The organism is Pandoraea sp. CB10b_02, assembly GCF_002216225.1.
Lineage (GTDB): Bacteria > Pseudomonadota > Gammaproteobacteria > Burkholderiales > Burkholderiaceae > Pandoraea > Pandoraea nosoerga.
This window is the reverse complement of sequence record NZ_NJGW02000001.1, coordinates 385,580-406,435: the sequence shown is the minus strand read 5'-3', so window position 1 is coordinate 406,435 and position 20,856 is coordinate 385,580. Positions and strand designations below refer to the sequence as shown.

16 protein-coding genes are annotated in these 20,856 nt (G+C 66.4%); 8 read left to right on the top strand and 8 right to left on the bottom strand.

Features of this window, described 5'->3' with window-relative positions:
- The first annotated feature begins 18 nt into the window (after nt 1–18).
- The 4 genes from CDN36_RS01625 to CDN36_RS01610 all read left to right on the top strand — a co-directional run bounded on the left by CDN36_RS01625 (nt 19) and on the right by CDN36_RS01610 (nt 5,590).
- A complete protein-coding gene (locus CDN36_RS01625) occupies nt 19–939 on the top strand; it encodes an ABC transporter permease (RefSeq protein ID WP_287495861.1) in 921 nt (306 codons plus the stop codon).
- 130 nt (nt 940–1,069) lie between these two features.
- The gene (locus tag CDN36_RS01620) at nt 1,070–2,185 is read left to right on the top strand and encodes a BMP family ABC transporter substrate-binding protein (protein WP_287495860.1); all 1,116 of its coding nucleotides are present in this window, start codon (nt 1,070–1,072) and stop codon (nt 2,183–2,185) included.
- 214 nt (nt 2,186–2,399) lie between these two features.
- Nucleotides 2,400–3,995 carry an ABC-F family ATPase gene (locus CDN36_RS01615; RefSeq protein ID WP_287495844.1) on the top strand — a complete coding sequence of 532 codons (1,596 nt, stop codon included), beginning with the start codon at nt 2,400–2,402 and terminating at the stop codon, nt 3,993–3,995.
- A gap of 161 nt (nt 3,996–4,156) precedes the next feature.
- Nucleotides 4,157–5,590, top strand: a complete 1,434-nt coding sequence (locus CDN36_RS01610) for an aldehyde dehydrogenase family protein (RefSeq protein WP_150557403.1) — start codon at nt 4,157–4,159, stop codon at nt 5,588–5,590.
- Here the strand turns inward: CDN36_RS01610 and CDN36_RS01605 are convergent.
- Complete coding sequence (locus CDN36_RS01605) at nt 5,571–5,798, bottom strand: DUF1289 domain-containing protein (RefSeq protein WP_150557402.1); 228 nt, start codon at nt 5,796–5,798, stop codon at nt 5,571–5,573. The genes CDN36_RS01610 and CDN36_RS01605 overlap by 20 nt on opposite strands.
- Nucleotides 5,799–5,956: 158 nt before the next feature.
- Here CDN36_RS01605 and CDN36_RS01600 point away from each other — a divergent pair, with 158 nt between their 5' ends.
- Complete coding sequence (locus tag CDN36_RS01600; protein WP_287495843.1) at nt 5,957–6,364, top strand: EamA family transporter; 408 nt, start codon at nt 5,957–5,959, stop codon at nt 6,362–6,364.
- A gap of 21 nt (nt 6,365–6,385) precedes the next feature.
- On the opposite strand, the gene CDN36_RS01595 is transcribed toward CDN36_RS01600, so the two are convergent.
- The 5 genes from CDN36_RS01595 to CDN36_RS01575 all read right to left on the bottom strand — a co-directional run bounded on the left by CDN36_RS01595 (nt 6,386) and on the right by CDN36_RS01575 (nt 13,227).
- Nucleotides 6,386–7,702 carry a phospholipase A gene (locus CDN36_RS01595; protein WP_287495842.1) on the bottom strand — a complete coding sequence of 439 codons (1,317 nt, stop codon included), beginning with the start codon at nt 7,700–7,702 and terminating at the stop codon, nt 6,386–6,388.
- 47 nt (nt 7,703–7,749) lie between these two features.
- Nucleotides 7,750–9,423, bottom strand: coding sequence for a sensor domain-containing diguanylate cyclase (locus CDN36_RS01590; RefSeq protein ID WP_287495841.1), 1,674 nt, complete (start codon nt 9,421–9,423; stop codon nt 7,750–7,752).
- Between the two features lie 24 nt (nt 9,424–9,447).
- Entirely contained in the window at nt 9,448–10,782 is a 1,335-nt protein-coding gene (locus tag CDN36_RS01585; RefSeq protein WP_287495840.1) for a putative bifunctional diguanylate cyclase/phosphodiesterase, read from the bottom strand.
- 309 nt (nt 10,783–11,091) lie between these two features.
- Complete coding sequence (locus tag CDN36_RS01580; RefSeq protein WP_287495839.1) at nt 11,092–12,357, bottom strand: NAD(P)/FAD-dependent oxidoreductase; 1,266 nt, start codon at nt 12,355–12,357, stop codon at nt 11,092–11,094.
- A gap of 333 nt (nt 12,358–12,690) precedes the next feature.
- Nucleotides 12,691–13,227, bottom strand: coding sequence for a Cd(II)/Pb(II)-responsive transcriptional regulator (locus CDN36_RS01575; RefSeq protein WP_353846834.1), 537 nt, complete (start codon nt 13,225–13,227; stop codon nt 12,691–12,693).
- A 68-nt stretch (nt 13,228–13,295) separates the two neighbouring features.
- On the opposite strand from CDN36_RS01575, the gene CDN36_RS01570 reads away from it, so the two are divergent.
- Nucleotides 13,296–15,752 (top strand): heavy metal translocating P-type ATPase, encoded by a 2,457-nt coding sequence (locus tag CDN36_RS01570; protein WP_287495838.1) that lies wholly within the window; start codon nt 13,296–13,298, stop codon nt 15,750–15,752.
- Between the two features lie 115 nt (nt 15,753–15,867).
- Here the strand turns inward: CDN36_RS01570 and CDN36_RS01565 are convergent, their stop codons facing one another.
- Together CDN36_RS01565 and CDN36_RS01560 are read right to left on the bottom strand one after the other, a co-directional pair.
- Nucleotides 15,868–16,887 (bottom strand): CHAD domain-containing protein, encoded by a 1,020-nt coding sequence (locus CDN36_RS01565; protein ID WP_287495837.1) that lies wholly within the window; start codon nt 16,885–16,887, stop codon nt 15,868–15,870.
- Nucleotides 16,888–17,422: 535 nt separating this feature from the next.
- Nucleotides 17,423–17,701: an HU family DNA-binding protein gene (locus CDN36_RS01560; RefSeq protein WP_150557394.1), complete on the bottom strand. Its 279-nt coding sequence runs from the start codon at nt 17,699–17,701 to the stop codon at nt 17,423–17,425.
- Between the two features lie 518 nt (nt 17,702–18,219).
- Between CDN36_RS01560 and CDN36_RS01555 the strand changes: the two genes are divergently transcribed.
- Nucleotides 18,220–19,047, top strand: a complete 828-nt coding sequence (locus CDN36_RS01555) for a phosphodiesterase (protein ID WP_287495836.1) — start codon at nt 18,220–18,222, stop codon at nt 19,045–19,047.
- A 382-nt stretch (nt 19,048–19,429) separates the two neighbouring features.
- Entirely contained in the window at nt 19,430–20,848 is a 1,419-nt protein-coding gene (locus CDN36_RS01550; RefSeq protein WP_287495835.1) for a PelD GGDEF domain-containing protein, read from the top strand.
- Nucleotides 20,849–20,856: the final 8 nt, after the last annotated feature.

Here is a 20,856-nt window from a genome sequence, read left to right as displayed (position 1 = left end):
GAGCGCGCCGTGAACTGGATCCATCTGCTCACACCGCTCGCCGCGAGCGCCGTGATTGCCGCCATCCCGCTCATGCTCGCCGCGCTCGGCGAGCTCGTTACCGAGAAGTCGGGCGTGCTCAACCTCGGGGTGGAAGGCATGATGCTCATGGGCGCCATCGGCGCCTTCGCCGTCACCGTGCAGACGGGCAGCCTCTGGCTCGGCGTGCTCGCCGGGGTCGCCGCCGGGGTGGCGATGTCCGCCGTCTTCGCCTGGCTCACGCTCTCGCTGATGGCCAATCAGGTCGCCACGGGGCTCGCGCTGACCATCTTCGGCGTCGGGCTCTCGGCGTATGTCGGGCGTCCCTACACCGACGCCACGATCCCGATGCTGCGCGACGTGCCGATCCCGGGCCTCTCGGCGATCCCCGTGCTCGGCCCGTCGATCTTTTCACTCAACCCGCTTGGCTATCTCGCCGTGGCGCTGCTGGCGGCGATCGCGGGGTTCCTCTATCGCACGCGCGCGGGACTGGTGCTGCGCTCGATCGGCGAAGCCCCGTCCGTCGCCCACGCCATCGGCTACCCGGTCGTGCGCATCCGTTATCTCGCCACGCTCTTCGGCGGGGCCATGTCCGGGCTCGCGGGCGCATATTACTCGGTCGGCTATCTGCGGCTGTGGCAGGAAAATCTGACCGCGGGCCGCGGCTGGATCGCGCTGGCGCTGGTGGTGTTCGCCACCTGGCGGCCCGGGCGCACGGTGCTCGGCGCGCTGCTCTTCGGCGTGGTGATGGCGCTGCAGTTCCAGGCGCAGGCCATGGGCATGCGTATTCCGTCTCAGGCGCTGGCGAGCCTGCCGTATCTCGCGACGATCGTGGTGCTGGTGATCATCTCGCGCAACCGTCAGACGATCCGGCTCAATGCGCCGGCGTCGCTGGGCAAGCCGTTCTTCGCGGGGTCATGAGCCGGCGCACCGTCACTGTGTCGCGCCTTGCCGGCGCACTTCAAAAACACCCACCTGAAACAAATCGATGACGAGGAGAGAATCGATGCGACGTAAAGTCCTGATCACGATGGCGAGCCTGGCGGCCGCCATGCTGATGTCCGCCTGCGGCAAGCAGGAAAGCAGCACGGCCGGCGCCCCGGGCGCGGCGTCCGACGCGCAGGCCGCGTCGGCAGCGCCGGCAGCGCCAGCAGCCAAGGGGCCGATGGGCGTGGCATTCGTCTACATCGGCAACCCCGGCGATGCGGGCTGGACCTACGCGCACGAGCAGGGTGCGAAGGCGGTCGAAGCGAAGTTCGGCGACAAGGTCACCGTGACGCGCGTGGAGAACGTGCCCGAAGGCGCCGACTCGGAGCGCGTGTTCCGCGATCTGGCGAGCAAGGGCAACAAGCTCGTCTTCGGTACGTCGTTCGGCTACATGGATTCGATGGTCAAGACCGCGGCCGACTTCCCCGACGTGACGTTCGAGCACGCCACCGGCTTCAAGACGGCGCCGAACCTCGGCACGTATGACGTGCGCACTTACGAAGGTGCCCACCTGGCCGGCGTCGTGGGCGGTCATGTGACGAAGACGAACGTCATCGGCTATGTGGCCTCGGTGCCGATTCCCGAAGTCATCCGCAACATCGACGCCTTTACGCTTGCCGCGCGTGAAGTGAACCCGAAGGTCAAGGTGAAGGTCGTCTGGATCAATAGCTGGTTCGACCCGGGCAAGGAACGTCAGGCGGCGGAGTCGCTCGTCGGCCAGGGCGCGGACGTGCTCATGCAGAACGTCGACTCGGCCGTGGTGATGCAAGTGGCCGAAGAGAAGAAGATTCATGCCTTCGGCTGGGATTCGGACATGAGCAAGTTCGGCCCCAATGCGCACCTGGCCTCGGCGGCCATCGACTGGAGCAAGTACTACATTCGCACCGTCGACGAAGTGATGCAGGGCACCTGGAAGAACACACCGGTCTGGGGCGGCATCAAGGAAGACGAGATCAACCTCGTCGCGATCAACGACAAGGCCGTGCCCGAGGCGGCGCGCAAGGCGGTGGCCCAGCGCCACGATGCCATCCGCGACGGCAAGTACGACCCGTTCACCGGTCCCATCAAGGGCCAGGACGGCAAGGAGATCGTGCCGCCCGGCAAGACGCTCAACGATGACGAGAAGCATCAGATCAACTGGTTCGTCGAGGGCGTGGAAGGCTCGCTGCCCAAGCAGTAAGGCGGCTCGCCCCGGCGCGGCCGGGCGCGCGCGCCTGTCGCGCAGCAACCGCCGGCGCCCCCGGCGGTTTTTTTGTCGAGCGCACGCCTGCCGCCATGGGAAGGGGGGGGCGGGCAGGCGCCGGCAAGGGCACGCGTGACACGCATCGGTGCTAAAATGTCGGGTTTCGTGGCGCAATTTCGTGCCACCGCACCTCATCTCCCGGATACCGCCTGTGCTGTTTACCGCCAATATCACGATGCAATTCGGCGCCAAGCCGCTTTTCGAGAACATCTCCGTCAAGTTCGGCGGGGGCAACCGCTATGGCCTGATCGGCGCGAACGGTTGCGGCAAGTCGACGTTCATGAAAATCCTCGGCGGCGACCTGGAGCCGAGCTCGGGCAACGTCATGCTCGAACCGAACGTGCGTCTCGGCAAGCTCAAGCAGGACCAGTTCGCCTACGAAGACATGCGCGTGCTCGACGTCGTGATGATGGGCCACACGGAAATGTGGGCCGCCATGAGCGAGCGCGACGCGATCTACGCCAATCCGGAAGCGACGGACGACGACTACATGCACGCCGCTGAACTCGAGGCGAAGTTCGCCGAGTATGACGGGTACACGGCCGAAGCGCGCGCCGGCGAACTGCTGCTCGGCGTGGGCATTCCGACGGAGCAGCACCAGGGGCCGATGAGCAACGTGGCGCCGGGCTGGAAGCTGCGCGTGCTGCTCGCGCAGGCGCTGTTCTCGAATCCGGACGTGCTGCTGCTCGACGAGCCGACCAACAACCTGGACATCAACACGATCCGCTGGCTGGAAGACGTGCTCAACGAGCGCAACTCCACCATGATCATCATTTCGCATGACCGCCACTTCCTGAACGCCGTGTGCACGCACATGGCCGACATGGACTACGGCACGCTCACCATCTACCCGGGCAACTACGACGACTACATGCTGGCGTCGGCGCAGGCGCGCGAGCGCCAGATGGCGGCGAACACGAAGGCGAAGGAGCGCATCTCCGACCTGCAGGACTTCGTGCGCCGCTTCTCGGCGAACAAGTCGAAGGCGCGTCAGGCGACCAGCCGTCTGAAGCAAATCGAAAAGATCAAGGTGGAGGACGTCAAGCCGTCGTCGCGCCAGAACCCGTTCATCCGCTTCGAATTCGAGAAGAAGCTGCACAACCTCGCGTTCGAATTCGAGGGCATTGCGAAATCGTTCGACCGCCAGATCTTCAAGGATTACTCGGGTGCGGTGCGCGCTGGCGAGCGCGTGGCGATCATTGGCGAGAACGGCGCGGGCAAGACCACGCTGCTGCGCTGCCTGATGGCGGATCTGCCGGTCGACGCCGGCCACGTGAAGTGGGCCGAGAACGCCAACATCGGCTATATGCCGCAGGACACCTCCGAGGCGTTCCCGGAAGACGTGACGCTGACCGACTGGATGTCGCAGTGGGCCAAGGAAGGTGACGACGACCAGGTGATCCGCGGCTCGCTGGGGCGATTGCTGTTCGGCGGCGACGACGTGCGCAAGTCGGTGCGCGTGCTCTCGGGCGGCGAGAAGGGCCGCATGATCTGGGGCAAGCTGATGCTCGGGCGCCACAACGTGCTGATGATGGACGAGCCGACCAACCACATGGATATGGAGTCGATCGAATCGCTGCAGATCGCGCTCGACAAGTATCCGGGCACGCTGATTTTCGTGTCGCATGACCGCGAGTTCGTGTCGGGGCTGGCCACGCGCATCATCGAAGTGAAGAGCGACGGCACGCTTGTCGACTACCAGGGCACCTACGACGAATACCTGGCGAGCCAGGGCGTGGAAGTCTGACACCGGGCTTCTCCGGCATTGGCGGTCCCATGCAGGGCGCTTGCATTGCAGGCGCCCTGTTTGCGTATACGGGCGCTGCGACACCAAAGCGAACGCGCAAGCGCACTACAATGACACGTTCGTGTCCTAACTCGTGTCCTAATGGCATCAGGAGGCAATGCATGATCACGCACGACAAGTTCTATATCGACGGAAAGTGGGTCGCCCCGGTGGGGCAGGGCACGCTCGAGGTGTTTCACTCCGCTGACGCGACGCTCATGGGGCGGATTCCCGAAGGCGCCGTGCAGGACGCCGAAGCAGCCGTTGCGGCTGCCCGCCGGGCGCGCGACAGCTGGGCCGCCACGACGCCGGCCGAACGGGCGGGCTACCTGCGCAAGATCGCGGCGGGACTGAAGGCGCGCGGCGACGACCTGGCGCAGGCCATGACGGGTGAGACGGGCATGCCCATCAAGCTCGTGCGCGCCATCCAGGTGGGCGGCCCGATCTATCACTGGAACAAGTACGCCGAGCTCGTCGAGTCGTTCGAGTTCGAGGCGCGCGTGGGCAACTCGCTCGTCGTGCGCGAACCGGTAGGCGTCGTAGGGGCAATCACGCCCTGGAACTACCCGCTAAATCAAATCACGCTGAAGGTCGCGCCGGCGTTGGCGGCGGGCTGCACGGTGGTGCTCAAGCCGTCCGAAGTGGCGCCGTTCAATGCATTCATTCTCGCCGAGGTGATCGCCGAGGCCGGCTTGCCGGCGGGCGTCTTCAACCTGGTGACGGGACTGGGCCCGGTCGTCGGCGAGGTGCTGGCGCGACATCCGGACGTCGACATGGTGTCGTTTACCGGATCGACGCGGGCGGGCAAGCGAGTGTCGGAAGTGGCATCGCAGACCGTCAAGCGCGTGGCGCTCGAGCTGGGGGGCAAGTCGGCGTCCGTGGTGCTTGACGACGCGGACCTGGCCGCCGCGGTCAAGGGCACGCTCAACGCCTGCTACCTGAACTCCGGACAGACCTGCTCGGCACACACGCGCATGCTGGTGCCGGCGTCGCGCTACGAGGAAGTGAAGACACTGGTGAAGGAGGCGGTCGCGCGCTTTACGCTGGGCGATCCGCGCGAGGAGTCGACGCGTCTGGGGCCGTTGGCGTCAGCCGCCCAGCGCGAGCGCGTGCTGAACTACATCCGCAAGGGGCTGGCCGAAGGCGCCGAGCTGATCGCCGGCGGCGAGACGGTGCCCGAGGGCTTCGAGACGGGCTTCTTCGTGCAGCCGACGGTGCTCGGCCGGGTGGCGCCGGATGCCACCGTTGCGCAAGAGGAGATCTTCGGTCCAGTGCTCTCGATCATCACATACGAGGACGAAGCCGACGCCGTGCGCATTGCCAACGACTCGATTTATGGGCTGGGCGGCGGCGTGTGGTCCGGCGACGAGGCGCGGGCCGTGCGCGTTGCGCGCCAGATCCGCACCGGACAGGTGGACATCAATGGCGGGGAGTTCAACGTACAGGCCCCGTTCGGCGGCTTCAAGCAGTCGGGCCACGGGCGGGAGAACGGCGTGTACGGCTTCGAGGAGTTTCTCGAGTACAAGTCGTTGCAGTTCAAGGTTGCGAAGTCGTAGTGCCGTTCGCAGTGCTGTTTTCACAGAAGCGCATTGCCTTGCCTTCCCGGGCAATGCGCGCCCACACGGCCGCCTTTTCCTCTTCGGAGAAGAAGACCCAGTTCGAGACTTCGTAGGCAGTGCGCCCGCAACCCTTGCAGACCTCGTCGAAGAGGGTCGAGCAAACGCCAATGCAAGGGCTGTCGGGGCGGTCGTGCAATTCGGACATAGGGGCGGGCGGCTGGGTGAGGCAGTCAAGCAGAAGGTGCCATTATCGCACCGATGGCGGCGCCGGCCCGGATTCCCCCACGGCCGACGCTCAGGTATGGACTTTCGTCCGTGTTTCTGGTGTTTACCGGCAGATCGCTGCCGATATGAAGGAATTCCATGCTGCGCAGCTGGCAACTTTTCGCGCTGGGCTCGGCGTTCTTCGCCGCGCTGACGGCGGTGTTCGGCAAACTCGGCGTGGCGCACGTCAATTCGAACATGGCCACGCTGATCCGTGCGGTCATCATCTTCGCGGTGACGCTCGCCATCGTTGCCATGCGCGGCGAATGGCAGCGCCCCGCCAGCCTGAGCGCCAGCACCTGGCTGTTCCTGGTGCTCTCCGGGGTGGCGACCGGTCTGTCGTGGCTGTGCTATTTCCGGGCGCTGCAACTCGGGCCCGTATCGGGAGTGGCGCCGCTCGACAAGCTGAGCGTGGCGATGGCGATCCTGATCGGTTGGATTGTGCTGGGCGAACCGCTGACGCTCAAGACGGCGATCGTCGGCGGAGCGCTGGTGCTGGTGCTGTGAGCGCGCCGCCGCGTTGTCGTGCTACCAGCGGAAAACGCTGTACCCGATGCGCACCTGCGACGGCGAATGGCGGTTGTAGTCGAGCATGTCTTCACCGTAGCCCGTGAAGTAGCCCAGCCAGATATAGCCGCCGGTGCCCGGAATGAGCTTGCCGAGCGGATAGGTCACCTGCACGTCCACGCTGCCGTAATTGCGTTTCATGCCCTTGCGCAGCGTGGCGCCGATCTGCCACCCGTTGGGTTTGCCCCACAGCACGAGCAGGTCCATGTAGCCGCGGTAGTCCTGGATGTCGCTGTTGTCCTTCTTTTCCAGATAGGCGTAGAGCTTCGGCGCGACCGTCCAGTGATAGTCGGACGGGTTGCCGAACGTGAGGATCGGCTTGACGAAGACGGTGTTGATGCTGCGCGAGTCGTCGCCGGCCTTGCCGTTGGATTCGTGCTCGATGCCTGCGGCCACTCCGAGCGACGTGAACCAGCCGGCGCGCACGCCGGTGTCGGGCACATAGTAAAAAAGGCTCGGCCGGTAGTTGGAGTCGCGAAACGGCGCTGACTCCGCTTCCAGGTCCCAGACGGACAACTGCGTGTAGCCGAAGTAGAGGTTGTCCAGGAAAGCCTTGGACGACGGATTGTCCGGCTTGAGGATGTGGAACTTGAAGCTGAGCTGAAAACGCGCGTTGGTGTCCCCGTTCTTGCCGAACGCGATGTACATCGGCTCGTTGGAGGAGATGCGCGCGAACTCGGTGTCGCTCGTGGGAGCGATCGCGTCAGGCGGCACGCTGCCCGCCGCGCCGGTCGCCGATGCGCTGGTGGCCGATGGGGTCGCCGCCGCTGCCGCCGACGTGGACGACGCGACTTCAGGGCTCGCAGCAGACGCCCGGGAGGCGGGCGCCGCGGCCACCATCGGCTCGGCAGGCGCGGCGCGATCGAGCACGATGGTCGTGGTCGAGGCGTCCCAGTCCAGCGGCTCGACGCGCACCGTGCCGCGCAACTCGGCGGGAAGCGCGGCGGCGTAGGCGACGCGCCGGAACTGTCCGCTCGAGAGCGTGAGCTGCGCCGGGGTGACGGCCGCGCGCTTCAGACGCAGCAGCGTCGGCTTGAAATCGTCGTTCGAGATGCGAACGACGATCTCGTCGGGCAGCGTGATGGTCTTGCGCCCCGGCGAGTCCTGTGTGGCGAGCAGTGTCAACTGCAGCGGGGCGCCGCCCGTGAGCGAGCGTGGCGGCTGCAAGAGGGACAGGTCGGCGTGTGCGGCGTTGCTGAGCGCCAGACAGAGGGCTGCGGCGGCCTGCAGGACGCGCAATGGCGATGGGGCGAATGTCGCGAGATTCGTCTTGGGCATCGGTCCGGTCTGGGTTGGCGACCTCGGGCCGGTGAGCCCGAAGTCCGTTACGACCCTGCCCGGGAGAGCACCCGGAGGTCGGATTCGCGGGCGCAGCGGTCGCGCCCGCGAGATTTGGCAAGGTACAGCGCTGCGTCGGCGCGTTGCAGCCACGCATTGTCGTCGTCGCCGGCATGCCACTCGGCAACGCCGGCACTGATGGTGAACTGCAGCGTGCGTGCGTCGACGACGATGCGAGCACTCCGAACGGCCTCGCGCAGTCGCTCTGCGGCCTCGAAGGCGCGCGCCTCGTTGGCGCCACTCAAGATAATAGCGAATTCTTCGCCGCCCAAACGTCCACAAATGTCATCTTCGCGTAACGATTCGTGACAAAGCCGGACGAACGTGGCCAACACCGTGTCGCCAAGGGCATGGCCCCAGGTGTCGTTGATCTGCTTGAAATGGTCGAGGTCGACGAGGATGATGCTCGTCGGCACCTCGGTCGCGCTGGCCTGCATGAGTTCCGCGCGCAGGCGCTTGAGGAAGTGCCCGCGCGAGAGTGCGCCCGTCAGCGCGTCGTATTTGACTTCGTGTTCGAGGGCGGCATTCTTGGCCAGCGTGTCGGTGAGCTGGAGCTTTTCCCGGCGCAGGTAGCGGATGAGCATGAACAGGGCGCCCGCCGAACTCAGCAGGAGCGCGAACACCAGCACGGCATAGCGGCGGCGCTCGACGAACAGACTGCCCAGCGTGGGCACCTCGCTCATGGTGTAGATCACCAGTTCGCTGTCGAGTGCCGCGTCGGCTTCGAGCAGATAGGGTTGGTCGTCGGGTCTCACGCGCACGAGCCGCGGGTCGCGCACGCCGTCTTCGACGTCTTCGTTCTCCAGAAACGCCGGGGTGGCCGGCGAGAGGTCGTAGTTCTCGATGGGAACGACGGTGAAGTCTTCCTGCTGATAGATGCGTCGCCGCTCGGCCGGTGTGAGCTTGAACACGCCTGCGCCGGGCACCGCCATGCCCGTGAAGGTCGGGTCGTTGGCCAGCACGATGACGCCGTTCTTGTCGGTCACGAACGACAGGCCGGAGTCGACCCAGTGCGCGAGCCGGCGCAGCCCGAGCTTGACGACTGCCACGCCGACGAGTCGACCGTCCTGGTAGACCGGCGCGGTGAAGTAGATGCCCGGCAAACGCGTCTTGCGGCCAATCACGTATTGCTGCCCGTTGCCGCCAAGCACGGCGATGCGGAAATACTCGCGGTCGCCGTAGTTCTCGCCCACGAGCGGGTCGGCCGTGTGGGCGTCGCTCGAGGCGATCGTCGTGCCGTCGGGTGTCGCGAGCCAGACGAGGTCGGCGCCGAAGTAAAGCTGCGTCGCATGCAGCAGTTCGTTGACCGGCTTGAGCGTCGTGTTGGCCAGCAATGCCTCGCGGGCCTTCGCGGGCGGCAGTCCGGCGACCGGGTGATCGTCGATTTGCTCGGCGGCTGCCTGGATCTGCTCGATTTGCGCGAGCACCTGCGGAATGCCGCGAATCAGGATCAGGTCCTGATTGACCGTGTGGACAGTGCCATGCGCCAGCCGGCTCGCGACGCTGCGCTCTTCATAGAGCAGGCGTGCGGAGCGGTTCGCCACGAGTTGGTCGGCCGCAAAGCGGGCCAGCCCCCAGGCGATGACGACGCACGCGAGAGCGACCAGTCCGGCAACGAGGACGGGAGCGGCGCGACGGCGATTGAACAGAACGTTGGTCAATGGCTGAAGCGGTTGCAGACGCGTTTACAGGCGCCCGTGCCAATCACGAATGAACGTTTCGATATGACCGGGCGGCAGGGGACGCGTGCAATGATACCCCTGCCACGCATGACAGCCGAGCGAGGCGAGGGCATCGCGCTGGGCGCTCGTCTCGACGCCTTCGGCGACGGTCTCGATCTCCAGCTTGCGGGCAATCGCGATAATGGCGCGTATGAGTTCGGTATCGTAGCCGCCGAGCAGCACGCCGGCCACGAACTGATAATCGATCTTGACCGTGCCGAACGGCCAGCGCTTGAGGCGCACGAAGCTCGAGTAGCCGGTGCCGAAGTCGTCGAGCGACAGACGCACGCCCATCGCCACGAGCTCGTTCATCAACGTGGCGGCTTCGTCGAGATGCGAGATCAGCGACGACTCGGTGATCTCGATTTCGAGCTTGTCAGGCGGCACGCGATGATGCCGCAGTGCGTAGCGCACCGTCTCGAGCGTCTGTACCCGCATCTGCTGGGCCGACAGGTTGACCGCCACGCGCGGGTATTCTTCGCCCTCCTTGTGCCACTGATCGAGCTGGCGGCAGGCCTCGTGCAGGGTCCAGTCGCCGATCGGGCCGATCACGTCGCAACGCTCCGCGGCCGGGATGAATTCACCCGGCATGATCAGTTCGTCGTCGCGCTGCCACCGGATGAGCGCCTCCAGGCCAGTGAGCCGGTGCGTGCGCATGTCGATCTGGGGCTGGTAGTGCAGGCGGAATTCCGACTCGGACAGGGCGCGGCCGATGGCGCTGCGCCAATAGTGTTCGTTGCCCGCTTCGTCGGGCGGCTGAACGCCTTCGGTCGGCGCTAATGGCGCCTCGGTCACCAGAAAACGCGACGCACTCTCGCGGATGGCCTGGTCGGCCACGTCCGAGGTGTGTTCGAGCAACGTGGCCGGCCAGACGGGCACCTGCGGCAGATGCGTGATGCCAGCCGAGAGAATCGGGTAGAGCAGGCCGTTGCCGCACGGCACGGGCGACTCGCCGGCGCGGATGAAACGGCGGGTGACCTGCACGGCGGCCTCGCGGCTGCCCAGGTCGCGCAGCAGGATCGCGATCTGCTGATCGGAGACCCGCCCGATCAGGTCGCGGCGGCGAATGCGTGAACCGATGCGAAACGCGATGGTCGCCAGCAGATCGGCGTCCGAGATGGCCGCCTGGCTCGTTGCCGTGCGCTGGCCGCGCCCGACATGCAGGACGACGAGCGCGCTGTGGCTGCCGGCCGGGCTCGGCGTGCGCAGCTCGAGACTCAGGGCGCGCAACAGCCGCTGACGATCCAGCAGCAGATCGGCGAGCACGACTTGCCGGCGCAGCGCGTTTGTATCGTTCATCTCGGCAGGCAGGCGAACGTCGCCCGAACGGTTGAACGGTGGTCAGTGCCGCGTGTAATACCGCAAGGCTGGGCAAGCCTGCGCGTCGAACAGGTCGTGCCGCCGGAAAACCCTTGAATCATGTTCTGCATAAGACGCGTAAATGTGTCGGCCGGTGACAGGCAGGCGGCGCTCATCTCCCGGTGCGCCGCGCCTGCGTCCCCGGCAGACCGCGCGCAAGGCGTGGCCCGACAAGAAGCTCGTGCCCGGTCGCGAAACCGGGTCCTTTGACCTTTAACGGCACCCGTCCATGAAAATTGAGTTGGGGTTTCACCTATGGTCGGAGCGGCTCGGTTGCGCCAGCCATTCGCGTCCACGCAACATGAAATCCCAGTACACCTTCGGCAGCACGTACTTCTTGAGCATCCACGCGAAGCGGTTGGGGCGTGTGCCGTCGATCGGGAACGTGGGCAGCAGCCTGCCGCCGTAGCCGAATTCGGCCAGCACGATCTTGCCGTGCTCGACCGTGAGCGGGCACGCCCCATAGCCGTCGTACTGCAGGGGCAACGCGCGGCCGTCCATTGCCGCGAGCAGGTTTTCGGCGACCACTACCGCCTGTTTGCGCGCGGCGGCCGCTGTCTTGGCGTTGGGCGCCGAGATGGCGTCGCCCAGCCCGAACACGTTGACGTAACGCGCGTGGCGCAACGTCGCCGGATCGACCTCGCACCAACCCGCGGCATCGGCGAGTGGACTGGCGCGCAGCACGTCGGGCGCGCTTTGCGGCGGCACCACATGCAGGAAATCGAAAGACTTGTCGACAAACTGCGATTGGCCGTCGGCATCGAAGATCTCGAAGCGCGCCACGCGGCGCTCACCGTCGACCGCACGCAGGTGCGAGAGGTGATTGAGCGAGATGTTGTAACGCTTCACGTACTCCATGAGCGCCGGAATGTAGTCCTTCACGCCGAAAAGCGCAGGGGCCACCAGGTGGAATTCGATCCGGGTCTTGTCGAGCACGCCGTTCTGCCGCCATGTGTCGGCCGACAGATACATCGCCTTTTGCGGGGCGCCGGCGCACTTGATCGGCATGGGGGGCTGGGTGAAGAGCGCGTTGCCGCCCTTGAACTCGCGCACCAGCGACCATGTGTAGGGGGCGAGATCGAAGCGATAGTTCGACGTGACGCCGTTGCGCCCGAGCGTATCGGTCAGGCCGTCGATCGCTTCCCAGTTCAGTTGCAGACCGGGGGCGACGATCAGATAGCGATACGCGATGCGGCGGCCATCCGAGAGCAGCACCTGCTGGTGTTCCGGCACGAATGCGGTGACGGCGGCCTGCACCCAGTTCACGCCTTCGGGGATCACGCTCGACATGGGCCGCGCCGTTCGCGCCGCGTCGAACTCGCCGGCGCCGACGAGCGTCCATGCCGGCTGGTAGTAGTGCGTATCGGCCGGATCGATGATCGTGATCGAGACCGACGGGCGGCGCCGGCGCAGACTGGCGGCCACGGAAATGCCAGCCGCGCCCGCGCCCATGATGACGATGTCGGCACTGCTTTGCGTCGCAGGAGTCGGCGTTGCGGATACGTCGCTGGACATAAAGTCTCCGGCAAATAAACGAGTGTTGAGACGGATGGCGATCTATCGGCGCGCACCCGGGCGTTGCGCGATCGCCGTTCGCAGACTCGAATGCGGCGCGGCACGACGCGTGCGGGACATTGTATAGAAACTGGGCCGATTTGCCCCTGCTTGCGCGGGAAAACACGCAATTCATCACATTTGTGATGCGATGGCGTGCGGCGATGCAACGAAAGACGTCAAACGGCCCGCGCTTCTGACGCCGGCTCGTAGGCAATGTCGTGGCGCATTGCTTCGGTGTACGCTGTGCGAGGAAAAATTTGCCTACGCATGATTACGCACGACTGCGCAAGATTACGCGGAGCCGCCCCGACGTGACGGCGATCCGGTATGCCGATGCGTATGCCCGGATGCGGGGTGAGAGGCGGGGGTGGGGGCGTGATCGCAAGCCACGCCGATTGGATCGGTGTCGTTGTGGCAGGCGCAGGCTTCGCCGTTGGCGCCTTGCATGAGGGCGCGCAGGATGCCGCAGTCGCTGGTGTCGTGGCGGCTCTGGCATTGCGCCTGCAGGTGCAGCAACTGCTGCTCGAGCGCCTGCAATTCGTGAATGCGTGCATGGACGCGCGCGAGGTGCGTTTCGATCAGCCGATTGGCGTCTTCGCATGTCACGCTCGTGTCGTGAGCGAGCTCGCCGAGGCGTTTGGCGTCGGCAAGGGGCATGTCGAGCGAGCGGCAGTGACGAATGAAGCGCAACGCTTCCAGGTGATCTTCGCCATAAGTGCGGTAACCCGAATCGGTGCGCGGCGGCGGCGGCAACAGGCCGGCGCGTTCGTAATAACGGATCGTTTCGACGTCGGTGCCCGCCGCCCGGGCCAGTTCTCCGATCTTCATGCTTGACTCCGTAGTCACTACAGGGTTTTGAATGGAGAGTAACACGAATCGGTCAACCAGGAGTGAGCATGTCCAACCCCTCGAAGCCGGCCCGCGTGACGCCCCCGATTGCGCAGCCAATGACGGGTTCGATCGCGGACCCGATGACAGCGGATTCCTCGATGCCCCGTCGCGGCGCGGTCGGCGGCGCGGTCCATCGCCACGACGCGGCACAGACGCCCCATCATGCGCACCCGCATGGTCACGAGCACGAGCACGAGCACGAGCACGACCATGCCCACGCGCACGCCTCACCGGCACCCGCCGGGCACTCGCACGCCGACGGCGCGTGCTGTGCGGGAGTTGCGCGGGTCGCGGCGACCGCGCCGATTCCCGACCCCGGTGCGCCGCAGGCGCGCTTTCGGATCGACCAGATGGACTGCCCGACCGAAGAGCGTCTGATTCGCGATCAGCTCGAGCGCCAACCCGGCGTCGACGCTCTCTATTTCAATCTTCTCAAGCGTGAGCTGACCGTCGTTTTCGAGGCGCGCATGTCGGCGCGCGACGCCGCTCGCCACAGCGAGTCCGTCGCCGGAACGCTTCGCAAGCTAGGCATGACGCCGGTGCCGCTCGGCGGCGCCACCGACGCGGTGCCACCGGCTCCCCAGGCGCGCCCGCGCGAGGCGTGGCGTCTGGCAGCGGGCGGCGTGCTCGCCGCCGCCGGCGAAGTCGCCGTCTGGTCGGGCGTGCCGGAGCACAGTCCATGGGTGGGCGCCATCGTCGTGGCGGCGATCCTGTCATGCGGCCTGCCGACGTTGAAGAAAGGCTGGATCGCGCTGCGCCACTTCACCTTGAACATTCATTTCCTGATGTCGCTCGCCGTGATTGGCGCAATGTGCATCGGGCAGTGGCCGGAAGCGGCGATGGTCATTGTGCTGTTCGCCTTGTCCGAGCGGCTCGAGGCCGCATCGCTCACGCGAGCGCGCCGCGCGGTCGAGGCGCTGATGCGCCTCGCGCCCGATCAGGCTTGCGTGGAACAGTCCGACGGAAGCTGGATCGACGTACCCGCCGCCACGTTGCCGGTCGGCTCGCGGGTTCGCGCGCGTCCAGGCGAGCGCATCGCGATCGACGGCGTAATCGAGCAAGGCAGCTCGGCGCTCAATCAGGCGTCGATCACGGGCGAAAGCGTACCCGTCGACAAGACGGTCGGCGACGACGTCTACGCGGGCAGCATCAACGAGAGCGGCCTCATCGTGTATCGCACGACGGTTGCGCCGGGCGACACGACGCTCGCCCGCATCGTGCGCATCGTGGAGACCGCGCAGCAGCAGCGCTCGCCCACGCAGCGCTTCGTCGACAGGTTCTCGCGCATCTACACGCCAGTGGTGGTGCTGTGTGCGTTGCTCGTCGCGCTGGTGCCGCCGCTTGCGTTCGGTCTGGCGTGGGTGCCCTGGATCTACAAGGCGCTCGTGATGCTCGTCATCGCTTGCCCGTGCGCGCTCGTGATCTCGACGCCGGTGACGGTCGTGAGCGGTCTGACGGCAGCGGCGCGCGCCGGCATTCTGATCAAGGGCGGCGCGTTCCTGGAAAACGGGCGCCTGATTCGCGCCGTGGCGCTCGACAAGACCGGCACGCTCACGCGCGGCGAGCCGCGTCTGACGGATGTCGTGCCGCTGGGCGAAACCTCGCGTGACGGTGCGCTCGCGCTCGCCGCGGCGCTCGATGCCCAGACGACCCACCCGATCGCCCGTGCCGTCGTCGACGGGCATCGCGACGCCGGGCTGGGTCCGCTTGCACCAGTGACCGACTTCGAGGCGCTGCCCGGCATGGGGGTGAAGGGTCGCGTGGGGCAGACGCTGTACTACCTTGGCAATCACCGTCTGGTCGAGTCTCTCGGCGTGTGCCATGCGGGCGTGGAGGCCGAGTTGACGCGTCTCGAGTCGCAAGCGCGCACCGCCATCGTGCTGGCGAGCGAAACGCAGGCGATTGCCGTGCTTGCCGTCGCCGACACGTTGCGCGAGGAGAGCCGAGCCGCGGTGGCGCGGCTTGCCCAAATGGGCGTGCGCACGGTCATGCTCACGGGCGACAACCGGGCGACGGCGCAGGTGATCGGCGAGCAGGCCGGCGTGAGCGACGTGCGCGCCGAGATGCTGCCCGAAGACAAGTGGCGGGCGGTGTCGGCATTGCGCGAGCAGTCCGGGCACGTGGCAATGGTGGGCGACGGCATCAACGACGCTCCGGCGCTCGCGGCCGCCGACGTTGGTTTCGCGATGGGCGTGAGCGGCACGGACAGCGCGCTGGAGACGGCTGACGTCACCCTCATGGACGACGACCTGCGCAAGCTGCCCGCGTTCATCGATCTGTCGAAACGGTCGGCCGCGGTGCTCAAACAGAACATCGCCGTCGCGCTGGGCATCAAGGGGGTGTTCTTCGCCCTGGCGGCCGTGGGACTGGCCTCGCTGTGGATGGCCGTGTTCGCAGACGTCGGCGCGAGTCTCCTGGTCATCGCCAACGGAATGCGCCTGCTGAGGACCAGGGTGGTGTAAGGCTCACGGGCGAGGCGCGGCGCATGAGCGAGGGGGGAGCCCGAGAGACCGACAGCGCGAAAGGGGGCGGCCTGGCCGCCCTCTGTGCTTTTCGTCGTGGCCGTGGTGACGAAAGTCAGGCCTTGCGCAGGCCGCGCTCGAGCGTCTGCGCATCGGGCAGATGGCAAAGCACGTGCGCGGCGCGGCTCGTGGCGTTGACGATGATCGTATCGAGCCGGCCCGTCAGCACGGCGCGCTGCTCGGCGCTTATCGGCAAGTCTTCGCACAAGCGCTGGGCAACCACGGCGTCGTTGAGTTGCCCAAGCAAGGCCTGCGCGGCGCGAAGCGTGTCCTGATAGGGCGCGCGCATCGATCTGCGCAGCCACGGCGCGAGCAATTCGGCGCTGTAACGCGCATGCTTGATTCGCACGCGCAAGGCGTGCAACTGCCCGGTGTCGAGCATTGCCAAACGTCGGCAATCCGGGAACAAGGCGATATAGCGCTCCCGAACCACGTTATGGACGTGCCTGGCCAGCGTGCGAGGTCGCTTGCCCGGCGTGCGCGATGCGCGTCGCAGCGCCTTCGCGTTGCGGACGTCGGCGCAGCCGTCTTCCGCAACGCCAAATGCCTGGCGTAACAACCCGTACAGCGCGACCCGACGTTCGCTGCTCAGCGCTCGCGCGGCTTGCGCCTGTGCGTCACCGCGCAGCCTGGCGACGTGTGCGTCGAGCGCGGGCCATTCGATGTCGGGATGCTCGATGCGCAACGCGGGCAGGGTCGTGGTCGCCAGCACGTCGGCATCGCGCATGGGGCCCATCTCGAGGCGGAGCCAACGGAGTTCGTCGTTCAGACGCCGCCGCCAGCGGGGCTTCAGCCAGGCGGAGAAGACGTCGATCAGCGCGCGCAGGCGCCGCGTGGCAATGCGAAGCTGATGAACGGTCTCCGGCTCGATCGCGCCGGCGGGGTCGGTATGGCCGGCCGAATCGGGTTGCGGCGGCCAGTCGGCGATCACCGCGGCGGCGAGCATCACCAGCACACGCGGGGCCGACAGACGACGCGCCTGGGCGGCGTCGGGCAGTGCGGCTGCGACGGCCGTGTCGCCAGCGTGCGAAACCTCGGGGGAGGCGGCAGTCGCCGCAGTCGTCGCGCGTGTCATGTCACGCAACATAGCACAGTTGTCGCGACGAAAAATTGTGCCGGACGATGCGAAAAAGGGGGCGCAACCAGAGGACGCAACGAGAGGACGCAACGAGAGGGCGCAACGAGAGGACGCAACGAGAGGGCGCAACGAGAGGGCGCAACGAGAGGGCGCAACGAGAGGGCGCAACGAGAGGGCGCAACGAGAGGGCGCAACGGGGGTACAACCAGACGGTGCAATGCGACCGGCGAAACGGAAGCGACGAGACGCGCAAGGAGCGAGAAAGCGCGAACGTGAGGAAAAGTGAGGGAAGAAAGGCGAGCGAAGAAAGGTGGGAGCGGGTGACGACGCCAGGTGGTGGGGGCTTTCGTCGCGGGCGCCCGGTCTCCGAAGGGATCGGTGTGCGGGACACCCGCGAGGCACGCGGCGTCACATCAGTCGTGGACCTCGCGAGAGGATGACGTGACGCTCATCCATTTGCCGCATGTCGCAAAGCGATGGCGCGAGCAAAAAAGATAGGCCGGCACGGAGGCCGGCCTGCGCGCAACTGGTTTTACTTCTTGTTGACGGCGTCCTTGAACGCCTTGCCAGCCGTGAACTTCACGGTCTTGGCGGCCGGGATCTTGATCGCTTCGCCGGTCTTCGGGTTACGGCCGGTACGCGCAGCGCGCTTGCCCGAACCGAACGAACCAAAGCCGATCAACTGAACCGAGTCACCCTTGGCGACAGCCTTCTTGACGACCTCGAGCACAGCGTCGATGGTTTCGCCAGTTTGAGCCTTGCTTGCACCCGTAACACCGGCGACGGCGTCGATCAGTTCCTGTTTGTTCATGTGTGTTTCCCTTGAGAGGTGGTGAATACCGGCGACAACTCTAACACTTTCGTCATTTGACGAGTGTCGGTGTTGTATCCGCGCCATAAGGCACGCGGCACACGCCAGAGGTTCGCCTTCGCGACGCGTCATGCAGGCGCGATCCGCGGATCTGCCCCGTCACGCATCGAGAGGGCGCCGGCACTGGCCGGGCAGGCGCATTATAGAGCCTTCGACGGGCTGTGGGCCAGTCCTGACAACGGTTTGCGGCGATTTTGTTATGGCATGCCGCGTATTTTCTCGTTTTTGATTGCAAAATCCCGGTATCTCCGGCCATCTCCGGGCATGCCTGCGCGCAATCCCTTGCCAGGCGGGCTTTGGGGGTTTCCCTAGCCTTCCGGGGGCTTGCGCACGAAGACGACTTTTGGTTGGCATCGGCGCGCGCCGTGCTGGCCCCACGTGACGTCATCGCGGCGTCATTCGTGCCGGCTAGCGTGACGCCGCCCGGCGCACGCCGCATCTTTTCGAGGAATTGCCCCATGCTGCTATGTCAGATCACCGATCTTCATGTCACTCGTCCCAACACGCTGGCGTGCGCACGCGTCGATACGGCACGCGCGCTGCGTCAGGCGATCGCTGCCATTGAGCGTCTCTCGCCGCGCCCGGACGCCGTCATCGCCACCGGCGATCTGGTCGACACGCCGTATCCGTCGGAATACGAAGTACTGCGCGAATGCCTGGCCGGATTGTCCATTCCGCTGTATCTCGTCGTCGGCAACCACGACCATCGCGAGTGGCTGCGCGAGGCGTTTCCCGACCACACCTATTTACGGACGGGCGGCGAGTTCGTGCAGTACCGCGTCGACCTCGGGCCTCTGACCGTGCTCGCCCTCGACACGCAGAACCCACCGCGGCCCGGCGGCCGTCTATGCGAGACGAGACTCGCCTGGCTCGACGAGCAGCTGCATGCCTGCGCGGCGCGACCGACCGTCGTGGCGATGCATCACCCGCCGTTTGACACGGGGATTCACTGGATGGACGGCATGGGCCTTTGCGCGCAGAGCCGCGAAGGTTTCGCTCGCGTGATGTCACGCCATCGTCATGTCGAGCGCGTCATCTGCGGCCATCTGCATCGCAGCATTCACGCAAGCGTGCAAGGCGCGCCGGGCGTCCTGGCGAGCACATGCGTATCGACGGCGCATCAGATCACGCTAGACCTCGCGGCCGACGCCCCGGAGTCCATCATGCTCGAGCCCCCCGGTTTTGCGCTGCACCTGTGGCAGCCGGGAGCGGGCCTGCGCACGCACATGGCCTGCGTCGGGCGGTACGACGGTCCGTACACGTTCGAAGGCGAGCCGGTCTCCTGAAGGAAGGCCGTGGGTTTTCGCGCGATGAAAATGGGGACGAAAGTAGGACCGGCCGTGTGTAAAGTGCGGTCCCATCAAACCTGGGAGACCAGTTCGGATCAGCAGTGACAGGGCATGACACGTCGTCCCGGCCTGTGCCGGGAAGGGCGGATCTGCGATCCACTGCCGCCCCTCCGGTGCCACCATTGCGGCCCGGTGTGCCGGGGCGAGACGCCGTCCGATGACGGGCAACCGTGCATACCGCCATCGCGCATCAGTCGCGCGTGCGCCCTTGCCGCATTCAGGGCATTTCGATGGCGTGCGACGACGCGCAGCCGAGGGCCCGACACCCGGGGCATCCGGCCGCACGACCCGGCTGAACTCATTTTTCCGCGAGCGCCACGTGACTACCGCCACGCCAGAAGACGCCGAACCGGCACGCGACGTGCCATCGTCCGTGCGCGTGCGTCGCTCGCAGCCGCTCGGCAATCTCGGGCGCTGGGGGCGATGGATCGCGCCTGCCATGGTGCGTCCGTTCGCGCTGCTCGAAGTCGTCGTCGGCACCGTGCTGGCGCTCTTGGTGGCCTGGCAGCTTCGGCCCGACGATCCGCTGCTGCTCGCCACGCAATTCCCCTGGTTGTGGCTCGTCGTGCTCGTCTTCGCATTGCGCTACGGCGCGCTCGCCGGCGTGGCCAGTTCGCTGGTGCTCGTGGCCGGCTGGTATGGGCTGAGCGCACGGCCGGGCATGCCGTTCCCCACCGTGCACTTCGCCGGCGGCACGATCGTCGCGCTGGTCGCCGGACACTTCTGCGACATCTGGTCGAATCGCGCGCATCGCGCACAGGGCATCAACGCCTATTACAGCGACCGGCTCGTGGCGATCACGCACAACCATTATCTGTTGCGCGTCTCGCACGAGCGTCTGGAGCGCGACTTGCTGGCTCGGCCGGTGACGTTGCGCGACGCACTCACCCGCTTGCGTGATCTGAGCTCACGGCGCGCGGGCGACATCCACACGCTTGGCAGCGGCCTGCCCAACGCACAGCCGATGCTCGAATTCGCCGCGCTCACGTGCCAGATCGAGGTCGCGTCGCTTTTTCCCGTGCGCGCGGGCCGGCTCGTGCCGACCGCCATTGCACGGGTTGGCGAAGGGTTCGAGCCGAATCCGGACGACCCGCTCGTGCAGCATTGCCTGCGCGAGGGCACGCTTGCCCACGTGCGCGCCGACGATGCGGCAAGCGACACCCGCGCGTGCCTCGCGTGTGCGCCGCTGCTCGACGGCGACGGCACGCTGGTGAGCCTGTTGATCGTGCGTCGCATGCCGTTCCTGGCGCTCAACCACGACAATCTGCAACTGCTGCTCGTCCTGCTCGCGTATTACGCCGACGGCGTGGCGCATCAGCCGCTCGTGGCCGCCGTGCGCGAATCGGTGCCGCAGGCGCCATACGACTTCGCGCTCGAACTTGGCCGCCTGGCGCGTCTGAAGCGCGCGAGCGGCATCGAATCGTCGCTGGTCGCGCTCGCGTTCCCGCGCGGCGCGCGAGGCGATTCGCTGTTCGAGCAGACAGTGCGTCAGCGGCGCGCGCTCGACGCGCTGTGGACCATTGGCACGCCGCGTCGCCAGATTGCGATTGCGCTGATGCCGATCACGGACGAGCACGGGATCGACGGCTACCTGATGCGCGTCGAGACGCTGCTGCGCCAGCAGTACGACGTCGACTTCGAGACCGGCCACATTGCGGTTCATACGGCCCATGTGGACCCCGAGTCGCCCGGCGAGGGACTGCTCAAGCTCATGGAGCGGTGTGTGGATCATGGCTGAGCCGCCAT